The organism is Herbaspirillum sp. Her3, from assembly GCF_057961275.1.
This window is the reverse complement of the sequence record NZ_CM176328.1, coordinates 5,440,473-5,459,451: the sequence shown is the minus strand read 5'-3', so window position 1 is coordinate 5,459,451 and position 18,979 is coordinate 5,440,473. Positions and strand designations below refer to the sequence as shown.

19 protein-coding genes and 1 pseudogene are annotated in these 18,979 nt (G+C 63.7%); 13 read left to right on the top strand and 7 right to left on the bottom strand.

Translation table 11 applies throughout. The features are described from left to right. Positions 1-257 precede the first annotated feature (257 nt). A complete protein-coding gene (locus ACVC5H_RS24795; RefSeq protein ID WP_489620353.1) occupies positions 258-512 on the top strand; it encodes a hypothetical protein in 255 nt (84 codons plus the stop codon). A 157-nt stretch (positions 513-669) separates the two neighbouring features. Here ACVC5H_RS24795 and ACVC5H_RS24790 read toward each other — a convergent pair whose 3' ends face one another. The 5 genes from ACVC5H_RS24790 to ACVC5H_RS24770 all read right to left on the bottom strand — a co-directional run bounded on the left by ACVC5H_RS24790 (position 670) and on the right by ACVC5H_RS24770 (position 3,476). Continuing rightward, positions 670-1,674 carry an NAD(P)H-dependent glycerol-3-phosphate dehydrogenase gene (locus ACVC5H_RS24790; protein ID WP_489620352.1) on the bottom strand — a complete coding sequence of 335 codons (1,005 nt, stop codon included), beginning with the start codon at positions 1,672-1,674 and terminating at the stop codon, positions 670-672. A 17-nt stretch (positions 1,675-1,691) separates the two neighbouring features. After that, entirely contained in the window at positions 1,692-2,141 is a 450-nt protein-coding gene (locus ACVC5H_RS24785) for an SH3 domain-containing protein (RefSeq protein WP_489620351.1), read from the bottom strand. A 118-nt stretch (positions 2,142-2,259) separates the two neighbouring features. After that, a complete protein-coding gene (secB, locus tag ACVC5H_RS24780; protein ID WP_013232209.1) occupies positions 2,260-2,754 on the bottom strand; it encodes a protein-export chaperone SecB in 495 nt (164 codons plus the stop codon). Positions 2,755-2,805: 51 nt separating this feature from the next. Further along, positions 2,806-3,066, bottom strand: coding sequence for a glutaredoxin 3 (gene grxC / locus ACVC5H_RS24775; RefSeq protein WP_034340510.1), 261 nt, complete (start codon positions 3,064-3,066; stop codon positions 2,806-2,808). Beyond that, positions 3,063-3,476 (bottom strand): rhodanese-like domain-containing protein, encoded by a 414-nt coding sequence (locus tag ACVC5H_RS24770; protein WP_489620350.1) that lies wholly within the window; start codon positions 3,474-3,476, stop codon positions 3,063-3,065. Before ACVC5H_RS24770 ends, grxC begins: the two co-directional genes overlap by 4 nt. Before the next feature lie 158 nt (positions 3,477-3,634). Between ACVC5H_RS24770 and gpmA the strand changes: the two genes are divergently transcribed. From gpmA to ACVC5H_RS24735, 7 genes are all read left to right on the top strand, one after another. Beyond that, positions 3,635-4,381, top strand: coding sequence for a 2,3-diphosphoglycerate-dependent phosphoglycerate mutase (gene gpmA, locus ACVC5H_RS24765; RefSeq protein WP_058893886.1), 747 nt, complete (start codon positions 3,635-3,637; stop codon positions 4,379-4,381). Positions 4,382-4,518: 137 nt separating this feature from the next. Beyond that, positions 4,519-5,886 carry a murein hydrolase activator EnvC family protein gene (locus ACVC5H_RS24760; protein ID WP_489622752.1) on the top strand — a complete coding sequence of 456 codons (1,368 nt, stop codon included), beginning with the start codon at positions 4,519-4,521 and terminating at the stop codon, positions 5,884-5,886. 3 nt (positions 5,887-5,889) lie between these two features. Beyond that, positions 5,890-7,386 carry a S41 family peptidase gene (locus ACVC5H_RS24755; RefSeq protein WP_489620349.1) on the top strand — a complete coding sequence of 499 codons (1,497 nt, stop codon included), beginning with the start codon at positions 5,890-5,892 and terminating at the stop codon, positions 7,384-7,386. A gap of 83 nt (positions 7,387-7,469) precedes the next feature. After that, complete coding sequence (locus ACVC5H_RS24750) at positions 7,470-8,225, top strand: HesA/MoeB/ThiF family protein (protein ID WP_489620348.1); 756 nt, start codon at positions 7,470-7,472, stop codon at positions 8,223-8,225. Positions 8,226-8,664: 439 nt separating this feature from the next. Further along, the gene (dksA, locus tag ACVC5H_RS24745) at positions 8,665-9,150 is read left to right on the top strand and encodes an RNA polymerase-binding protein DksA (protein ID WP_338720431.1); all 486 of its coding nucleotides are present in this window, start codon (positions 8,665-8,667) and stop codon (positions 9,148-9,150) included. Between the two features lie 80 nt (positions 9,151-9,230). Further along, positions 9,231-9,644, top strand: a complete 414-nt coding sequence (locus ACVC5H_RS24740) for a hypothetical protein (protein WP_489620347.1) — start codon at positions 9,231-9,233, stop codon at positions 9,642-9,644. Positions 9,645-9,826: 182 nt separating this feature from the next. After that, complete coding sequence (locus ACVC5H_RS24735) at positions 9,827-11,881, top strand: TonB-dependent receptor (protein WP_489620346.1); 2,055 nt, start codon at positions 9,827-9,829, stop codon at positions 11,879-11,881. A 170-nt stretch (positions 11,882-12,051) separates the two neighbouring features. On the opposite strand, the pseudogene ACVC5H_RS24730 reads toward ACVC5H_RS24735, so the two are convergent. Beyond that, positions 12,052-12,586: pseudogene (locus ACVC5H_RS24730) on the bottom strand (carboxymuconolactone decarboxylase family protein). Between the two features lie 152 nt (positions 12,587-12,738). On the opposite strand from ACVC5H_RS24730, the gene ACVC5H_RS24725 reads away from it, so the two are divergent. Next, complete coding sequence (locus tag ACVC5H_RS24725; RefSeq protein ID WP_489620345.1) at positions 12,739-13,722, top strand: AraC family transcriptional regulator; 984 nt, start codon at positions 12,739-12,741, stop codon at positions 13,720-13,722. Here ACVC5H_RS24725 and ACVC5H_RS24720 read toward each other — a convergent pair. Further along, the gene (locus ACVC5H_RS24720) at positions 13,712-14,176 is read right to left on the bottom strand and encodes an Lrp/AsnC ligand binding domain-containing protein (RefSeq protein ID WP_008334229.1); all 465 of its coding nucleotides are present in this window, start codon (positions 14,174-14,176) and stop codon (positions 13,712-13,714) included. The two genes, ACVC5H_RS24725 and ACVC5H_RS24720, sit on opposite strands and share 11 nt — an antisense overlap. Before the next feature lie 379 nt (positions 14,177-14,555). Here ACVC5H_RS24720 and ACVC5H_RS24715 point away from each other — a divergent pair, with 379 nt between their 5' ends. The 4 genes from ACVC5H_RS24715 to ACVC5H_RS24700 all read left to right on the top strand — a co-directional run bounded on the left by ACVC5H_RS24715 (position 14,556) and on the right by ACVC5H_RS24700 (position 18,929). After that, positions 14,556-15,692 carry a branched-chain amino acid ABC transporter substrate-binding protein gene (locus tag ACVC5H_RS24715; RefSeq protein ID WP_489620344.1) on the top strand — a complete coding sequence of 379 codons (1,137 nt, stop codon included), beginning with the start codon at positions 14,556-14,558 and terminating at the stop codon, positions 15,690-15,692. Between the two features lie 208 nt (positions 15,693-15,900). Next, on the top strand, positions 15,901-16,911 hold the full coding sequence (gene lhpH, locus ACVC5H_RS24710) for a trans-3-hydroxy-L-proline dehydratase (RefSeq protein WP_489620343.1): 1,011 nt from the start codon (positions 15,901-15,903) through the stop codon (positions 16,909-16,911). Between the two features lie 18 nt (positions 16,912-16,929). Further along, on the top strand, positions 16,930-17,868 hold the full coding sequence (locus ACVC5H_RS24705; protein WP_489620342.1) for a delta(1)-pyrroline-2-carboxylate reductase family protein: 939 nt from the start codon (positions 16,930-16,932) through the stop codon (positions 17,866-17,868). Positions 17,869-17,999: 131 nt separating this feature from the next. Then, on the top strand, positions 18,000-18,929 hold the full coding sequence (locus tag ACVC5H_RS24700; protein ID WP_489619496.1) for a branched-chain amino acid ABC transporter permease: 930 nt from the start codon (positions 18,000-18,002) through the stop codon (positions 18,927-18,929). The last annotated feature ends 50 nt before the right edge of the window (positions 18,930-18,979 follow it).

Sequence of the window (18,979 nt, the reverse complement as noted above, 5' to 3'; positions counted from 1 at the left end):
TTTTGCGGAGCCGCACGAAATTGTTTCAGCCAGGGAATTTCAATTTGGCTGACAAAATACTGACTTTTCGCGTATTCCAAATCGCCGCTCGGGCGTTACATAGCTAAAGTGCTGTCAAGAAAAGCAGCGCTTGTGTATCTGGAGCAGTCTCCCGGAATCAAGGCAGCAGGCAACATCTTCCGGGGCGCTGCGTGTTCTTCCGAACAACAACTCAGGAAGGAAGAACGTTGAGCGTCAGCGACGTAAGAGGAAATACGATGCAAGCCATACAACGCAACAAGACCACCAATAACAACCACGCCGGCCGCGCCGCCCAGCAATACGTCATGGGCGGGGAAGCGCGCACTTCCCGCTTGGCCAAGCGCCTCAAGGGCGCCGACGCCGCGCATCAGGACGACGACTGCAGCGCGCGTTACGACAAGATTTCCAAGCAGATGGATGACGCCCTGGAAGGCGGTTCGCCGCAGCGTTTCAAGCGTCCCAAGATGGAAAGCGACATCATCGCGCGTTGAAGCAGACCGGATTTCGGGCAGATTTCCAGCCTGGATCCAGCCAGATTCCCGTGTGATAAAAAACAGCCGGAGGCGTTTTCGCTCCGGCTGTCGTTTTCTTCAGTGCTGCTTTGGTGTGAGGTTTGATGAACCTTGACCTGCGCCCGGCACGCCGGCGCTACAGGCTTTCCTCGCGCGGATCCCGCGCCAGCAGCCTGGCCACCATTTCTTGCACCGATACGCCATCAAACAAGGCCGCCGCCACCGCATCGGTGATCGGCATCTCGATGCCTTTTTCGCGCGCCAGTTCACGCACCGCCTGTGCGCAGCGCACGCCCTCGGCCACGTGACCGAGTTCGGCGACGATATCCTCCAGCTTCTTGTTCTGGGCCAGCCCCAGGCCCACGCGCCGGTTGCGCGAGAGATCGCCGGTGCAGGTCAGGATCAGGTCGCCCACGCCTGAGAGTCCCATGAAGGTTTCTGCACGTCCGCCCAGCGCCACGCCCAGGCGCGTGATTTCCGCCAGGCCGCGCGTGATCAATGCGGCGCGGGCGTTCAGGCCGAGTTGCAGGCCATCGGCCACCCCGGTGGCGATGGCCAGGATGTTCTTGACGGCACCGCCGATCTCCACGCCCACCAGGTCATCGCTGGAATAGATGCGGATGTTGTTGCCATGCACCGCTGCGACCACGCGCTCGCACAGCGCCGCATCGGCGCCGGCAATGGTCAGCGCGCAGGGCAGGCCGCGCGCCACTTCCTGGGCAAAGGAGGGGCCGGAGAGCACGCCTGCGGTCAGCCCGGAACCGAAGACTTCCTGCACCACCTGGTGCGGCAGCAGGCGCGTGCCTTCTTCCAGACCCTTGCACAGCCATACCAGATTGGGGATGGCATGGGTGCGCAACTGTCCGGCCAGTTCGCGCAGGCCCGATACCGAGGAAGCCGCGATCAGCAGCGCATCATCAGGATCGTCGCAGACGTGCCGCACGGCAGCGTCGAAGTCCGAACTCACCGTGAGTTCGGGCGGCAGCGGGAATCCCGGCAGGTACAGGCTGTTTTCACGCTGCTGGCTGGCCGCTTGCATGGCCTGGGAATTGCGTCCCCACAGCACGACCTGGTGCTTGCGCGCCAGCGGAATGGCCAGCGCGGTACCCCACGCGCCAGCACCCAGAATGGTGATCTTCATGGTCAGCCGTTCTTCGCTCAATCGCCCCAGACTTCGCCGGCCTTCACGAAGCCGCTCTGGCCGTCGCGATGGCGCACCTTGACCCAGCCATTGCTGGGGCTTTCCAGCATCTCCAGCAGCACCGACTTGTCGGCGGTGAAGACCACCGGGCTGCCTTCATCGGCCGCACTGAAGATGCGCGCATTGGCCACCGACACCACCAGCATGCGCTTGGGCGTCAAGGCCTTGGAAGAGATCCAGGACAGCGTGCCGGCAGCATCCCTGACCTTGCTCCAGTCGCCATAGGTCAGCACTACCTCGACCGGCATGCCGCGCGGCGCGACGTAGACGCGGCGGCCCTTTTCGGAAGGGGCGTCGTACATGATGGCGGGCGAGGCGCCGACCGACTTGAAGTCCAGGGCCAGGGCATCCTTGGCCATGAAGGCGCCCAGCAGGGTGGCGCAAAGTATCAGGGGCAGGCGTTTCATCGTGAAGGTCTCCGCAGATGGGAAAGCGCCGCAGCGCGGGCTGCGGCGGCTCGTTGTCGTGCCGGGCTGCCGCAGGGGATGCGGCCGGCCCGGCAGGCGGACAGGGGGTGAAGCAGGATCAGTTGACGGCGGTGGAGCCGTTGTTGACCAGGGTCGCGCCTTGTTGCTCGGCCAGGGCCTGCAGGCGCTGCTGGTAGAACACCTCGAAGTTGATCTCGGCCAGGTGTACCGGCGGGAAACCGGCGCGGGTGATGGCGTCGGCGATGTTGGCGCGCAGGTACGGGTAGATGATGTTGGGGCAGCCGATGCCCAGGAGCGGGTCCAACTGTTCGGCCGGCACGTTGCGGATCTCGAAGATGCCGGCTTGCTTGCCCTCGACCAGGAAGGCCACCTTGTCCTTGACCTTGGCGGTCACGGTGATGGTCACGGTCGATTCGAACACGCCTTCAGCCAGCGCTTCGGCGCCGACGTCCACCGACACTTCGATCGAAGGGGCTTCCTGTTCCAGGAAGATGGCCGGGGAATTCGGCTGTTCCAGCGACAGATCCTTCAGGTAGACGCGCTGGATCTGGAAAACGGGTTGCTGTTGGGCTTCTTGGTTTTGTTCCGACATGGATCTCTTTCAGGTTCGGTGAATCGATAGGGGGAGTTTGCTGCCCTGGCGTCAGGCTTGCAGCAGCGGGTCCAGCTTGCCGGCGCGGTCCAGTGCGCTCAGGTCATCGAAGCCGCCGACATGGGTGTCGCCGACATAGATCTGGGGCACGGTGCGACGGCCGGTCTTTTGCATCATCAGCTCACGCTGCTGAGGTTCGAGATCCACGCGGATCTTCTCGATCTGCGTGATTCCCTTGCTGGCCAGCAAACGCTCGGCCATCATGCAATACGGGCACACGGCGGTGCAGTACATGGTCACGGGAGCGCTCATTTGGCCTCCTTGGTGGTCAGCGGCAGGCCCTGGCCTTGCCAGGCGGCGATGCCGCCGTTCAGGCCGTAGACTTCGGTGAAGCCGGCCTTCTTCAGCGACGCCTCGGCGCGGTTGGCCTGGGTGCCGGTCTGGCAGACCACGATGACCGGGCGGCCCTTGAGCTTGTCCAGTTCGCCGATGCGCTGCGGCAACTCTTTCAAGGGGATGTTGCGGGCATCGCGCAGGTGGCCGGCGGCGAATTGCTCGGTGTCGCGCACGTCCAGCACCAGCACCTTGCCCTGGTTGAGCATCTGGGTAGCCTGCAAGAGGCTGAGCTTGTTGCCGCGCTGCTGCAGGTAGGGAACCAGCAGCGCACCGCCCGAGACCAAGGCCAGGGCGATCAGGAAAATATTGTCGATGATGAATTTCACGGCAGTCCAATGAGTTTACTGAATCCCGGCATTATAAAATAGAAGCATTCGCGGTTTGCATCCGGACCGAACAGACTAGTCTAAGGCGTGCACCCGGTCTCGCGTAGTCGATCTTTGGGGCAGCCGCATCGGTTTATCCATCATCAATCAGTCCTGCTATGTACAAAATCGTATTCATGCGCCACGGCGAATCGACCTGGAACCTGGCCAACCGCTTCACCGGCTGGGTCGACGTCGACCTGACCGAAAAGGGCGTGGCCGAAGCCCGCCAGGCCGGCAAGCTGCTCAAGGAAGCCGGTTTCTCCTTCGACCTGGCCTATACCTCGGTGTTGAAGCGCGCCATCCGCACCCTCTGGACCACGCTGGATGAAATGGACCAGATGTACATCCCGATCAAGAACGACTGGCGCCTGAACGAGCGCCACTACGGCGCCCTGCAAGGCTTGAACAAGGCCGAGACCGCCGCCCAGTACGGCGACGAGCAGGTGCTGGTCTGGCGCCGCAGCTACGACACCCCGCCCAATCCGCTGACCCCGGGCGAAGAGCGCGATTCCTTCGGCGATGCCCGCTACGCCGGTCTCTCGCGCGAACAGGTGCCGCTGACCGAATGCCTGAAGGACACCGTGGCCCGCGTGCTGCCGGCCTGGAATGATGCCATCGCCCCGGCCATCCGCGCCGGCAAGCAGATCATCGTATCGGCCCATGGCAACAGCCTGCGCGCCCTGATCAAGTACCTGGACGGCATCAGCGACAACGACATCGTTGGCCTGAACATCCCCAACGGCCAGCCGCTGGTCTATGAACTGGATGCCGACCTCAAGCCCATCAAGAGCTACTACCTGGGCGACCAGTCCGCCATCGAGGCAGCGCTCAAGGCCGTGGCCAATCAAGGGAAGTCGAAATAAAACTGCGTTTCTCCAGCAAGACGCCGGCCGCACAGGCCGCGTCCCTTTCCGGCAAGTGCATTGCACCGGCGCGTTCCGTCCTGCAGACGGGCGCGCCGCGGGTCGCTGTGCGCCTGTTCTCGGCGCTGGCGGCGGGGATGCTGCTGTGCGCTGCGGTGCAGGCCCAGCCGATCACCGAGCGTACCCGGCAGAAGCAGGCCGCCGAGAAGGAGCAGGCCGACCTGCAGCAGCGACTGAGCGCATTGAAGCGTGATATCGACCAGACCGAAACCGCCAAGGACAATGCCGCCGATGCCCTGGCCGCCTCCGAGCAGGCGATCTCCAAGGCCAATCGTTCATTGCGTGACCTGGCGCAGGAACAGCAGGATACCGAAGCGCGCCTGGCACAGCTGGTCAGGCAGTTGAATGAACTGACGGCGCTGGTCAACGCCCAGCAGGCACAACTCGCCAAGCTGCTGCGCGAGCAATACGTGGCCGGCAATGAAGACCGCATCAAGCTGCTGCTCTCGGGCGACAACCCCAATCGCATCAACCGCGAGCTGCAGTACATGGGCTATGTCTCACAAGCCCAGGCCAAGCTGATCGAGACCCTGCGCGTGAACCAGCAGGCGATCCGCGCCAACAAGGCCGACACGCAGAATGCCAAGTTCGAACTGGAAGAAATCGCCCAGGAAGAACTGGAACAGAAAAAAGTGCTGGAGCGCGAAAAGGGTCGCCGCCAGACCCTGCTGTCGCAACTGTCCACCAAACTCAACGCCCAGCGCCAGGAAGCCGGCCGCCTGGAGCAGGACCAGCAGCGCCTGTCCAGCCTGGTGGACAAGCTGGCGCAGATCATCGAGCAGCAGAAAAAGGCCGAAGCCGAGGCCCGCGAGAAGCGGCGCCAGGAACAATTGGCCAAAGCCAGGGCCGAACGCGAGAAGCGTCTGGCGGAGCAGCGCGCCCGCGCCGAGAAGCACGCCGCCGAAGCGGCCAAGGCCGCCAGGGAGGGCAAGCCGGTCCCCAGGATGCCAGATCCGGCTGACGCCATCGATGATGACGAACCGCCGCAAAGCGCCTCCCTGGGCCGCAACGACACGCTGCCCGAACCGCAGTCGGACAATTTCGGCAAGCCCTTCGCCAGCCTGCGCGGGCAATTGCATCTGCCCGTCAGGGGTGACTTGACCTCGAAATTCGGCAGCCGCCGGGGCGACGGGCCGACCAGCCGGGGCCTCTTCATCCGCGCCCCCGAAGGTGCGGAAGTGCGCGCGGTGGCGGCGGGACGGGTGGTCTTTGCGGACTGGCTGCGCGGGTTCGGCAACCTGATCATCGTCGATCACGGCAACCAGTACATGACGATCTACGGCAACAACCAGGCGGTATTGAAACGCGCCGGCGACCTGGTCAAGGCCGGCGAAACCATTGCCACTGCAGGCAACAGCGGCGGCAATGAGCAATCGGGTTTATACTTTGAAATGCGGTATCAAGGCCGCGCATTCGACCCACAGGGGTGGGTAACTTCTAGGTGACACATGGGCAGCAAACTCAAGAATATCAGTCTGATCGGTTTGGGCATGGTGGCAGGTGCCACTGCAATGATTCAGTTCGACGCCATCGCGCAAAAGAATGCAACGGCGTCGCTGCCCCTGGAGGAGCTGCGCCAGATGGCCGACGTGTTCGGCCTCATCAAGTCGGATTACGTGGAGCAGGTCGATGACAAGAAGCTGCTGACCGAAGCCATCTCCGGCATGGTCGCTTCGCTCGATCCGCACTCCGCCTATCTGGACAAGAAGGCCTACAAGGAACTGCGCGAAGGCACCATGGGCAAGTTCGTCGGCCTGGGCATCGAGGTCGGCATGGAAGATGGCTACGTGAAGGTCATCTCCCCCATCGAGGATTCGCCGGCCTTCCGCGCCGGGATCAAGGCCGGTGACCTGATCACCCGCCTGGACAGCACCCCGGTCAAGGGCCTGACCCTGGATGAAGCCGTCAAGAAGATGCGCGGCGAACCCAATACCAAGATCACCCTGACCATCGCCCGCAAGGACGAAGACAAGCCCATCATCCTGACCATCACCCGTCAGGAGATCCGCGTGCAGAGCGTCAAGGCCAAGGTGGTCGAACCCGGCTACGCCTGGCTGCGCGTGACCCAGTTCCAGGAGCCGACGGTGGACGACATGTCCAAGAAGCTGGCCGCCATCTACGCCCAGGAACCCAACCTGAAGGGCATCGTGCTGGACCTGCGCAATGACCCGGGCGGCGTGCTGCCGGGCGCCATCGGCGTGGCCGCAGCCTTCCTGCCCAAGGATTCGGTGGTGGTCTCCACCAATGGCCAGCTCCCCAGCTCCAAGCAGACCTTCTACGCCAAGCGCGAGTACTACGCCTCCAACCCGCTGTCGGATCCGCTGTCGCGCCTGCCGGACGCCATCAAGAAGGTGCCGATGGTGGTCCTGATCAACAGCGGCTCGGCCTCGGCCTCCGAAATCGTGGCCGGTGCCCTGCAGGATTACAAGCGCGCCACCATCATGGGCACGCAATCCTTCGGCAAGGGTTCGGTGCAATCGGTGATCGCCCTGCCGCCCGAGAAGAACACCGCGGTCAAGCTGACCACCGCCCGCTACTACACGCCCAAGGGCCGTTCCATCCAGGCGCGCGGCATCGTACCGGACATCATGGTGGACGAATATCCGGATGGCGACGGCCTGAACGGCCTGCGCCTGCGTGAAGCCGATCTCTCCAAGCACCTCACCAACGACACCGACAAGTCCGCCGAGGTCAAGGCGCAATCGATGGATGAACAGTCCGAAGAACGCCTGATCGCCGCCGAGAAAAAGCGCAAGCCGCTGGACTTCGGCAGCAAGGACGACTTCCAGCTGATGCAGGCCCTGAACCAGTTGAAGGGCCTGCCGGTCAAGGTCTCCAACGCCAAGCCGGAAGTGCGCAATGAAGAAGGCAAGAACGACACCCCGGTGAAGGATGACCGCAAGGACAACAAGGCGCCGGCCGAGAAGATCGACACCACCAAGTAATTCGCCGCCTCCGGGCAGGCACATCGGGCCGCTAGCACTTGCCAGCGGCCCTTTTTTTCATGTCAACCAGGGTAGACCTGACGATGGATGACCAACAGCTGCTGCGCTACTCGCGCCACATCCTGCTCGACGAGATCGATATCGAAGGCCAGACCCGGTTGCTGCAAGGCCATGCGCTGGTGATCGGCGCCGGTGGCCTGGGCTCGCCGGCCGCCATGTACCTGGCCTCGGCCGGCGTGGGCCACATCACCCTGGTGGATCACGACAGCGTTGACCTGACCAACCTGCAGCGCCAGATCATGCATACCACGGCGCGTGTGGGCCAGCCCAAGGTGGCGTCCGGCCGCGAGGCATTGCAGCAGATCAACCCCGGCGTGCAGGTCACCGCGCTGGCCGAGCGGGTGGAAGGCCAGCGGCTGCAGGCGCTGGTGGAGACGGCTGACGTGGTGCTGGATTGCAGCGACAACTTCGCCACCCGCCACGCCGTCAACCGCGCCTGCATGGCGGCCGGCGTGCCGCTGGTATCGGGCGCGGCGATCCGCTTCGATGGCCAGGTCAGCGTGTTCGATCCGCGCCAGGACGCCAGCCCCTGCTACGCCTGCCTGTTCCCGCCCGAGCGCGAATTCGAGGAAGTGCAATGTTCCACCATGGGCGTGTTTTCGCCGCTGGTGGGCATCATCGGCACCATGCAGGCGGCCGAGGCCATCAAGCTGGTGGCCGGCATCGGCCGCTCGCTGGCCGGGCGCCTGCTGATCCTGGATGCGCGCGAGATGGAGTGGACCAGCATCTCCATCGGCCGCGACCGCCAGTGTCCGGTGTGCGCCCGGCGACACGCCTGAGTCCTGGCAGGCGGGCCGAACGCATCGGCGCTTCCATCCCGCCCCGTTATTCTGGTATAAACACGGATGGATGTTGCAATGCAAATGACATGCAACATGCGCCTGGCTGATGTTCGGAACGACGACAATTCATAAGCGCGATCAGCCCGCCCCGTCCAGCCCGTCACAGGGGGAGACATGAACCGCTCCATGAACAGGACCACCGCCCGCGTCCGGCTACCCGCAACAAGGGCCACCGGCCCGCTGCGCCAAGGGCTTGGCATCCGGAATCGTTGGTGTACAATCCTTGACCGCGAAAAAGCGTGCGCCATCCGCAGCGCGGCCTGGGGCACCGGGCGGGCCAGCGGATCGCGTCAACGTCAATCGAAGAGGTGCCAACGCGGCAAGGGAAGTGGATTCACAAGCGACCTGTTCCGGCAGCCGTGCATCAGCCGGGATAATGGATATAGTTGAAAAACCCGTAGTATTGAAAGTAAGCGAAGTGGCAACCAAGACTCCCAAAACTACCCCTGCAGCGCCGTTGCTGACCGAGGAACAGATCCTCAAGATGGACGAGAAGGACTACATGAACGAAGCGCAGCTTGCTTTCTTCAAGGCCCGTCTCCAGCAGCTGGAAAAGGATCTGCTCAAGAACGCGGACGAAACCACCGAACACCTGCGCGAAACCGTGCTGGTGCCGGACCCGGCCGACCGCGCCACCATCGAGGAAGAACACGCCCTGGAACTGCGCACCCGCGACCGCGAGCGCAAGCTGCTCAAGAAGGTGCAGCAATCCATCGTGGCCATCGACAATGGCGAATACGGCTGGTGTGAAGAAACGGGCGAACCGATCGGCATCCCCCGCCTGCTGGCGCGTCCGACCGCAACCCTGTCGCTGGAAGCCCAGCAACGCCGCGAACTGAAGCAGAAGCTCTACGGCGACTGATCCGTCACTCGCACGATGACGCCTGCGCCTTGCGGCGCGCGGGCGCTGTGCCGCTGTCGTTCTCAACCTGGTCCGGCTCCATGAATCGTCTGCGTGCCCTGCGAAGCTCCACCGTCATCGCCGTGCTGGCGATGACGCTGCTGTTCGCGCAGATGCTGGGCTTCGTGCACGGTATCGCGCACGCCGGCTGGGCGCCGGGGACGGTGCATTCGCTGATCAGCGAAGCCTTCTTCGACGAAGGTGGCGAAGGCCACGCCGAGCCCGCAGCCAATTCCGGTGGCGCGCCAGACCACCACGATGCTCATTCGCACGCCCACGGCCTGCATCATTCCTGCCTTGCCTATGACGCGGCCGCCTTGTCGGTGGCCGTGCACTTCGATTTCCCTCCGCTCCCGCTGCTGCCGCCGGTCCGGCTGCTGGCCCTGTGGGTGGCCTTCGCGTCCTGGGACGCGCCGCTGAACTGCCATTTCTCCTCGCGCGCCCCGCCGCGCTGAATTCCTTCCTCCTGCAAGACCCTCACCACTGGTTACCGGTTGTCTCCCGCGCATGCGCGCGTGGCGCCGCGTCGTCCTGACGCCGCCGCGCGCGATCGCGTGCCGACGGCCGGTGTATCCGCGCCGCCCCGTCCCCCTCACGACAAGGTGGGCGGCGCCTCGTGCATAACAAGGAAATTCACATGGCTCTTCAACGCCAACGTATCGCCTCGGCCGTCCTCACGGCCCTGGCGGCCTGGTCCGTGTCGGCTTCGGCCCAGACTGCGGACACCACCGCTGCATCTTCTGCGGCTCCCGCGGCCGCTGCCTCGCAACCCGCCCTGCAACCCATCGTCGTCACCGCCACACCCTTCGCCTCGGACGAAAACGTGCAAGTGCTGGCCCCCGCCAAGGTCATTGCCGGCGACGAACTGCGCAACAAGCTCGGCAACTCGCTGGGCGACACGCTCTCGGGCGAACTGGGCGTATCGGCCTCGGCCTTTGGCGCCGGCGCCTCGCGTCCCATCATCCGCGGTATGGAAGGCCCGCGCGTGATGATCCTGCAAAACGGCATGGGCGTCTCCGACGTCTCCACCGTCTCCAACGACCATGCCGTGGCCACCGAAGCCGCCACCGCCCGCCAGATCGAAATCCTGCGCGGTCCGGCCGCGTTGCTGTATGGCTCGGGTGCCATCGGCGGCCTGGTCAACGTGGTCAACGACCGCATCCCCACCGAACTGGTCGGCAAGCCCACCGGCACCGTCGAAGCCCGCTATGGCACCGTCGATGGCGAGAAGAACACGTCCTTCTCGCTGGATACCTCGGCCGGCCAGATCGGCTTGCACCTCGATGGCAACTACCGCGATACCGACAACTACAAGATCCCCGGCAACGCCCGCCAGGGCGACAGCAGCAGCGCCTCGGGCCGCCTGCCCAATTCCTTCACCCATGAGACCAGCCTGGGCGGGGGGCTTTCCTACGTCGCCGACTGGGGCTACGTCGGCTTGTCGGTGGCGACCCTGGATGATCACTACGGTATTCCGACCGATGAAATGTCCTTCATCGATCTGCACCAGAACCGCTACGACCTCGATACCGTCGTCAACAACCCCTTCGCCGGCATCGAGAAGTTCCGCTTCCGCATGGGCTACACCGACTACACCCACATCGAGAAGGCGCAGGATGGCACGCCCAACACGGTCTTCTCCAATCGTGCCCTGCAGACCCGCTGGGAACTGACGCACGCGCCGCTGGCCGGCTGGCACGGCACCTTCGGCGTACAGACCGAGCAGAGCAACTATTCGGCCCTGACGCCCACTACCGGCGCCTCCGAACTGACGCCGCCGACGCGCTCGTCCTCCTTTGCCGGTTTCCTGGTGGAAGAGCGCCAGTTCGGCCAGGTGCTGGCCAGCGCCGGCCTGCGTGCCGAGAGCGTGAGCCGCCGTCCCGACAGCGGCAGCGGCTTGCCGGGACGTGACTTCAGCCTGATCTCCTGGTCTACCGGTGGCCTGTGGACCTTCCAGCCCGGTTATGGCCTGGGCCTGACCTACTCCTTCGCCCAGCGCGCGCCGACGGTGGAGGAGCTGTATTCCAACGGCCCGCATGAATCGACCTCGACCTACGACATCGGCGACAACCAGTTGAAGAAGGAAACTTCACACAACATCGAACTGAGCCTGCAGAAGACCGAAGGACTGGTGCGCTGGAAGGGCAACGTATTCCGCAACAAGGTCAACAACTACATCTACGGCCGTACCAACGGCCAGGTGGACGATACCGGTGCGGCCGATCCCGATGGCGAGTTCACCCAGCGCTTCTGGTCGCAGGGCGACGCCACCATTCGCGGCGTGGAAGCCGAAGTCACCTACAACTGGAACGGCGAGGGCGTCTCCGGCCGGGTCTTTGCCGACACCTCGCGCGGCACGCTCGACAACCAGGGCAACCTGCCCCTGCAGCCGGCCACCCGCTATGGCATCGAACTGGGCTACAAGACCGGCCCCTGGGCCAGCGGCGTGAAGGTCTTGCGCGCGCAGAAGCAGGATCGCCTGGCGTCCTTCGAAACCTACGCAACCCCGTCCTATACCCAGCTCGATGCCAACCTGTCCTACACCCAGCGCCTCAACGGCGTGAAGCTGACCTGGTTCGCGCTGGCGCGCAACCTGTTGAACCAGGACATCCGTGTGTCCACCTCGGTGCTGCGCGAGACGGTACCGCTGGGTGGCCGCAACTTCATCGTGGGGGTACGCACCGCTTTTTGACCGATATGAACTAAACGTCAGCTGCCTCGGGCAGTGGCGTCCTCGGGTGCCGGTGGGAGACTGCGCCTCCCGCCAGCGCGGTTTGCCCGGCCGCCTCCGCAAGGAGGCCGCCGGGCTTTTTTTTCGCGTATGAACGAATGTGTCATTTTTCGGATTTTTTTGCTGGCCCATTACGGCGCCGGCGGGAAATCCAGAACAGTATCGTTCACACGGTTAAACAGATTAGTGAAGGTAATGGCAGTGACCGCCAGCAGCGTATCAACGATCTGGGCATCGCTGTAGACGGCCCGCACGCGTTCGACCGCGCTTGCTTCGACAGTGCCGCGCGTGGCGACCAGGCTGCGGGGCGAAATCGGCCAGTATGTCCAGCTTGTCATCGCCCGAGGGCCGGGCGTGGCGCACGCCATCGATGGCCTGGGCCGACAGGCCGACTTTTTTGCCCATGAGCGCATGGGCGGCCAGGCAGTAGTCGCAACCGGCCTGTTCGCTCACGGCCAGCTTGATGGCTTCAATTTCCTTGGCCGACAGAGTGCTCTTGCGCAGTGCGCCGTCCAGATGCAGCGCCGATTCCAGCGCCACCGGGCTCAGGGTGCCGATGCCCGCGTAGGCATTGGGCACCATGCCCACGGCGGTCTTGATGGCGGCAAACAGTTGGGCGGCCTGGCCGCTGGCTTCGCTGAGGGGGGCAATGTTCAAACGGGACATGATGGTTCTCCTTGATGAGGATGAGCGCTGCGGCCTGGGCGGGATTGCCGGTGGTCCGTGTTGCGCATGGGTGTACTTTAGGCGTCCAGGATGAAATTATGAATGCCTGAAAGTGACATAAAATTGCTCGAAAATCTCATCGAAGGGAAATCATGGATGCCCTCAGCCGACTCTTGTCCCTGCATCCGGTGCGGGCTGCACTGGATATCCGCTGCCGCTTCGGCCAGCCGTGGAATTTGCCGCACGACGCCTTGCCGCCAGGAGTGGCGCCGTATCACTTCATCCTGGAGGGCAGGGCACAACTGCAACTGCGCACGGGCGACATCCTGCCCCTGGAAGCCGGCGACCTGGTAGTGCTCACGCGAGGGTCTGCCCATGATCTCTTCGTCGCACCGGCCGGTGAGGCCATCACGGCCCGGCAGGACGTGACGGCGGCTCCGGTACGGCTGCATGTGAACGATGAAGAGGCAGGTGGTGCGCAGCCGCTGTCCGATTTCCTCTGCGGGCAATTCCATTTCGATGCCCCGCACTCCAATGCGCTGGTGCAGGCCTTGCCGGAAGTGCTGCTGGTCAGGGGCACCCTGCTGCCCGAGGGCGATGGCCTGCGCACCCTGGCCACGCTGCTGCGCAGCGAATGCGGCGGTGCCGATGGCCGTGGAGCATTGCGCGCTGGTGCCCAGGCCGTGGTGGCGGGGCTGGCGGCGGCGTTGTTCGGCCTGGCCCTGCGCGCCTGGCTGGCACAGGGCGGACCGCAGCCGGGTTTGCTGGCGCTGCTGGCCCATCCCGGCCTGCAGTACGCGATGCAGGCCATGCTCGACGCCCCGCAGCAAGATTGGACGCTGCCGGGCCTGGCCGCACTGTGCCACATGTCGCGCGCGACCTTCGTGCGGCGCTTCCAGAAGGTGGGCGGCGCCACGCCGGGCGAGGTCCTGCAGCAATTGCGCATGGCCCGCGCCGCGCAGCTATTGAGCTACAGCAAACTGGCCACCGCGCAGATCGGCGAATCTGTGGGGTATCAGTCGGAGGCGGCCTTCAACCGCGCGTTCAAGAAATTCAGCGGCATGGGACCGGGCGCCTATCGGCGCAAGGGGAGGGAGGCGGAAGGGATGGCGGAGGCGGGCAGCCTCAGCGGATAGGCAGGCGGATGGTGTTCTTCACTTCTTCCATCACGGCGTAGGTGTGGGTCTCGCGCACGCCCTTGAGTTGCAGCAGCGATTTGCCCAGGAATTCACGATAGGCATTCATGTCCTTGACGCGCGACTTCACCAGGTAGTCGAAGCCGCCCGCCACCATGTGGCACTCCATGATCTCGGGGATGCTCTGCACGCTCTTCTTGAATTCGGCAAAGACATCCGGCGTGGTGCGGTCCAGCACCACCTCGATGAAGACCAGCAGGGACACGTCCAGCAATTCCGGATTCAACTGCGCCGCGTAGCCCAGGATGTAGCCGGCTTCCTGCAGCTTGCGTACGCGCTCCAGACAAGCGGCCGGCGACAGGTTCACGCGGGCGGCCAGGTCGACGTTGCTGATGCGGCCGTCGTTTTGCAGCTCCGCCAGAATTTTCTTGCTGATCTTGTCGAGTCCGGCCATGGTTTCTGAACTTTATTCAGTTAAAAAAATATAGAGAAAATTTTATTCCGATTATAAGGGGAATAAGCGCGCCTAATATCAAGGAAGAGTCAATAGAATCCTCCCTCATAAAAAACATAACGTAATGCGGGCATGAAGCGATGTTCACCTCGTTTCTGCGCGGATCACAGCAGTATCTCGGCAAGCGTGTTGACGAGTTTTGTTTGCCAGGGCTTGCCTGTGCGTGGCGGTGACTACCGGCCTCTCGCAGTAGGCCCAGCATCAACGGAATGCGCTGCCCCTGCCCACAAGGCGGGGGATGGCGCAAATCCTGCTTTTCCGTCGTTTTCAATGCAATCACCCACCGCAGTCTGACTTTCTAGAAGAGAGGAAACACCCCATGTTCAAACGCGTCTCCGGACTCAACATCATCGCCGCCTCGCTGGCGCTGATCCCTGCTTTCGCCATGGCGCAGGAAACCCAGGTCGTCAAGATCGGTTTCTCCAGCCCGCTGACCGGTCCCCAGGCATCGGCCGGCAAGGACAACCAGGGCGGTCTGATGATGGCCGTCGAGCGTCTGAATGCGCAACCCATCACCGTGGGCAGCAAGAAGATCAAGTTCGAAGTCATCGCCGAAGATGACCAGGCCGACCCCAAGCAGGGCGTGGCCGTGGCACAGAAGCTGGCCGACCAGGGCATCAAGGCCATCGTCGGTCCCTACAACTCGGGCGTGACCATCCCGGCCTCGCGCGTCTACAACGATGCCGGCATCGTGGTGGCCACCGTGGCTTCCAATCCCAAGATCACCCAGCAAGGTTTCGCCACCCTGTTCCGCGTGGCCGCCAGCGACAGCCAACTGGGCGGCAAGATGGCCCTGTATGCTGCCAAGGAACTGAAGTTGAAGCGCATCGCCGTCATCGATGATCGCACCGCCTATGGCCAGGGCCTGGCCGAGGAATTCGCCAAGGTCGCCAAGGCCAACGGCATCGAAGTGGTCAGCAAGGACTTCACCAACGACAAGGCCACCGACTTCACCGCCATCCTGACCTCGATCAAGGGCAAGAAGCCCGACGCCGTGTTCCTCGGCGGCTATGCTCCCCAAGGCGGCCCGATCAAGCGCCAGATGAAGCAGTTGGGCATCGACGTGCCCCTGATGGGTGGTGACGGCATCTGTTCGCCGGAAATGGGCCGCCTGGGCGGCGACGCCATCGGCGAGACCGTCTATTGCACCCAGGGCGGCACCATGCTGGACAAGGCCAAGGACGGCAAGGTCTTCGCCGACGACTACCAGAAGAAGTACAACCGTCCTGCCGAAACCTATGCAGTGTCCTTCTACGACGGCATGATGCTGATCGCCCAGGCCATGAAGAATGCCAATTCGGTCGAGCCCAAGGCCTTCGGTCCGGCCCTGGCCAAGATCACCTACAAGGGTGTGGCCGGCCAGTATGACTTCGACGCCAATCACGACCTGAAGCAGTCGCCCGTGACGGTCTATCGCTTCAAGGATGGCCTGCCGGTTCCCCTGACCAGCTACTGATCGGTCCTTCACCCGGCCTGATCCTGCCGCCCGCTGCTGCGGGCGGCGCGCCAGGCCTCCAGCCCAGCTCCACTGTGCAGTGCTCCGCTTCCCGCCGGTTCCGACCGGCTCGGGAGCGGTTTGCCGTACCCGCTTGCGGCGCCGATGCCCGTGCCGGCAGTGTTACCCTCTGCCCTGGCGGACCCGCAGCACACCCGGAAGGAAGACCATGCTCAGCTATACCCGTACCGTCCAGACCATCGATGCCCATACCGGCGGCGAACCGCTGCGCATCGTGGTCTCGGGCCTGCCCAGAATCCCCGCCGGCACCATCCTGGAACAACGCGCCTGGCTACGCGAACATCGCGATGACCTGCGCCGCTTCCTGATGAACGAACCGCGCGGCCACGCCGACATGTATGGCGCCTACCTGCTGCCCCCGGTCACGGCCGGGGCCGACTTCGGCATCATCTTCATCCACAACGAAGGCTACAGCGACATGTGTGGCCACGGCATCATCGCCCTGGGCAAGGTACTGGTCGAGATGGGCTACGTCGAACGCACCCAGCCGCAGACGCGCATCTGCTTCGATGCCCCGGCCGGTTTCATCGAAGCCTTCGTCGAGTGGGATGGTGTGCGCGCCGGCAAGGTCAGCTTCAACAACGTGCCTGCCTTCATCTATCGCCGCGACGTGGAAGTGGAAACGCCCGGGTTTGGCAGCATCACCGGGGATATCGTCTTCGGCGGTGCCTTCTACTACTACATCAACGCCACCCAGGCTGGCCTGACGGTCAAGCCCGAACTGGTGCGCCAGCTGATCCAGCTAGGTGCCGAGACCAAGGCGGCGGTGATGGCCAAGGTCGCCATCGCCCATCCGCTGGAGCCCGGCCTCAATACGCTGTACGGCACCATCATCGACAGCGAACCCAATTTCCCCGGTGCCGACCAGTCCAATGTCTGCATCTTCGCCGACCGCGAAGTGGACCGCTCGCCCACCGGCACCGGCACGTCAGGACGCGCCGCCCAGCTGTTCCTGCGCGGGCAGCTGGCGCTGAACCAGCCCTACGTCAACGGCAGCATCGTCGGCAGCAACTTCGGCGTGCGCGTGACGGCCGCCACCAAGGTCGGCGACTTCGACGGCGCCCTCACCGAAGTGAGCGGCTATGCCCACATCATGAGTACCAACCAGTGGGTGCTGGAAGACTCCGATCCTTTCCCGACCGGTTTCTTCCTGCGCTGACCTTCACACAGGATTCCCATGCACATTCTTGATTCCCGCCAGACCGCGCAAGCCCTGCCTTATTCCGCGCTGGTCGATGCCCTCGCGCGCGCCGCGCAGGAACTGGCCAGCGGCGCCATCCGCGCACCCGAGCGCCAGGTCGTTCCCATCGATGGCAATAGCGTGCTGCTGGGCATGCCGGCCATCGCCGGGGATCTCTCGGTGACCAAGCTCATTACCGTCCATGGCGACAATGCCCGCCATCAACTGCCCGCGATCCAGGGCGAGGTGATCGTCTTCGAGACCCACACCGGCCGCCGCCTGGCCTTGATGGATGGTCCCACCGTGACTGCCCGCCGCACTGCCGCCATGAGCATGCTGGGCATCCGCACGCTGTTGCCGCGCACGCCGCAATCGGCGCTGCTCATCGGCACCGGTGCCCAGGCGGCGGCGCATGCCGATGCGCTGGTGGAAGTCTTCGGCGTGCGCCAGTTCTGGGTGGCCGCGCGTGACCTCGCGCGCACCCAGGCTTTTTGCCAGTCCATCAGCGAACGCCAGCCGCAAGCCGTGGCCAGTCCGCTCCCGGCACAGATGTTGCAAGAGAATCTGCCACGCACCGATGTGGTGATTGCCCTGACCACTTCGCGCGTGGCCGTGATCCCTGAACAGATCGCGGCCGATACGCTGGCCATCGGCGTGGGCGCCTTCAAGCCGGACATGGTGGAGTTCCCGGCGAGCCTGCTGCACGCACGGCGCATTGTGGTCGATGACCTGGCCGGCGCGCATCACGAAGCCGGGGACCTGATCCAGGCCCAAGTCGACTGGTCCGGCGTGGTGGGCATCGGTGATGTGCTGGGCGGCAAGACAGAGGCTGCAAGCTTGCGCGGCGCGGGGGCGCTGCCGGTATTGAAGACCGTAGGCCAGGCGGCATGGGACCTGGCGGCAGCCCGCGTGATGCGCGCGACACTGGGAATGTGAAATTTGCGCGTGCATGCGCGCTTAATTTGATAAATAATTTACGCTTTTTTGCGAGCGCTCCCGCGTTCGCCGTTTCCTTGCAATTTCCTGACGTTTCACAACAATCATCCTCCTGAAGGAGACACCGTTTCATGGACATTTTCATCCAGCAGATCATCAACGGATTGGTGCTAGGCAGCATGTACGCACTGATCGCCCTGGGTTACACCATGGTGTACGGGGTGCTGAACCTGATCAACTTTGCCCACGGCGACATCCTGATGGTCGGGGCCATGGTTGGCCTGTCGCTCCTCAAATTGGTGCAACAGGTGGCGCCTGAGCTGCCGGGCATCGTCAAGCTGATCATCGCCATCGTTGGTGCCATTCCCGTGTGCGTGATCGTGAGCCTGTTGATCGAGCGCATCGCCTACCGTCCGCTGCGCAATGCACCGCGCCTGGCCCCGCTGATCACCGCCATCGGCGTGTCGATCCTGCTGCAGACCTTTGCCATGATGATCTGGGGCCGCAGCCCGCTGCCGTTCCCGCAGATCATGCCCTCGACCCCGGTCAACATCGCCGGTGCCCTGATCTCGCCGACCCAGATCATGCTGCTGATCCTGGCCCTGGCCGCGATGATCGGCCTGGTGCTGATCGTGGAAAAGACCAAGATGGGCCGCGCCATGCGCGCCACCGCCGAGAACCCGCGCATTGCGGGCTTGATGGGCGTGGACGCCAACCGCGTCATCATCGTCACCTTCGGCATCGGCGCCGCCCTGGCCGCCATTGCCGGCGTGATGTGGGCCGCCAACTACTCCACCGCACAATTCGCCATGGGCTTCGTACCGGGCCTGAAGGCCTTCTCGGCCGCAGTGCTGGGCGGTATCGGCAACATCTACGGTGCCATGCTGGGCGGCATCCTGCTGGGCCTGATCGAAAGCCTGGGCGCCGGCTACATCGGCGACCTGACCGGCAACTTCCTGGGCAGCAACTACCAGGACATCTTCGCCTTCATCGTGCTGATCATCGTGCTGACCCTGCGCCCGTCCGGGATCATGGGTGAGCGTGTGGCAGATCGCGCATAAGTTTTAAGTTTTAAAGTCTCAACAACTTAAAAACGAATACTTAAAAGTTT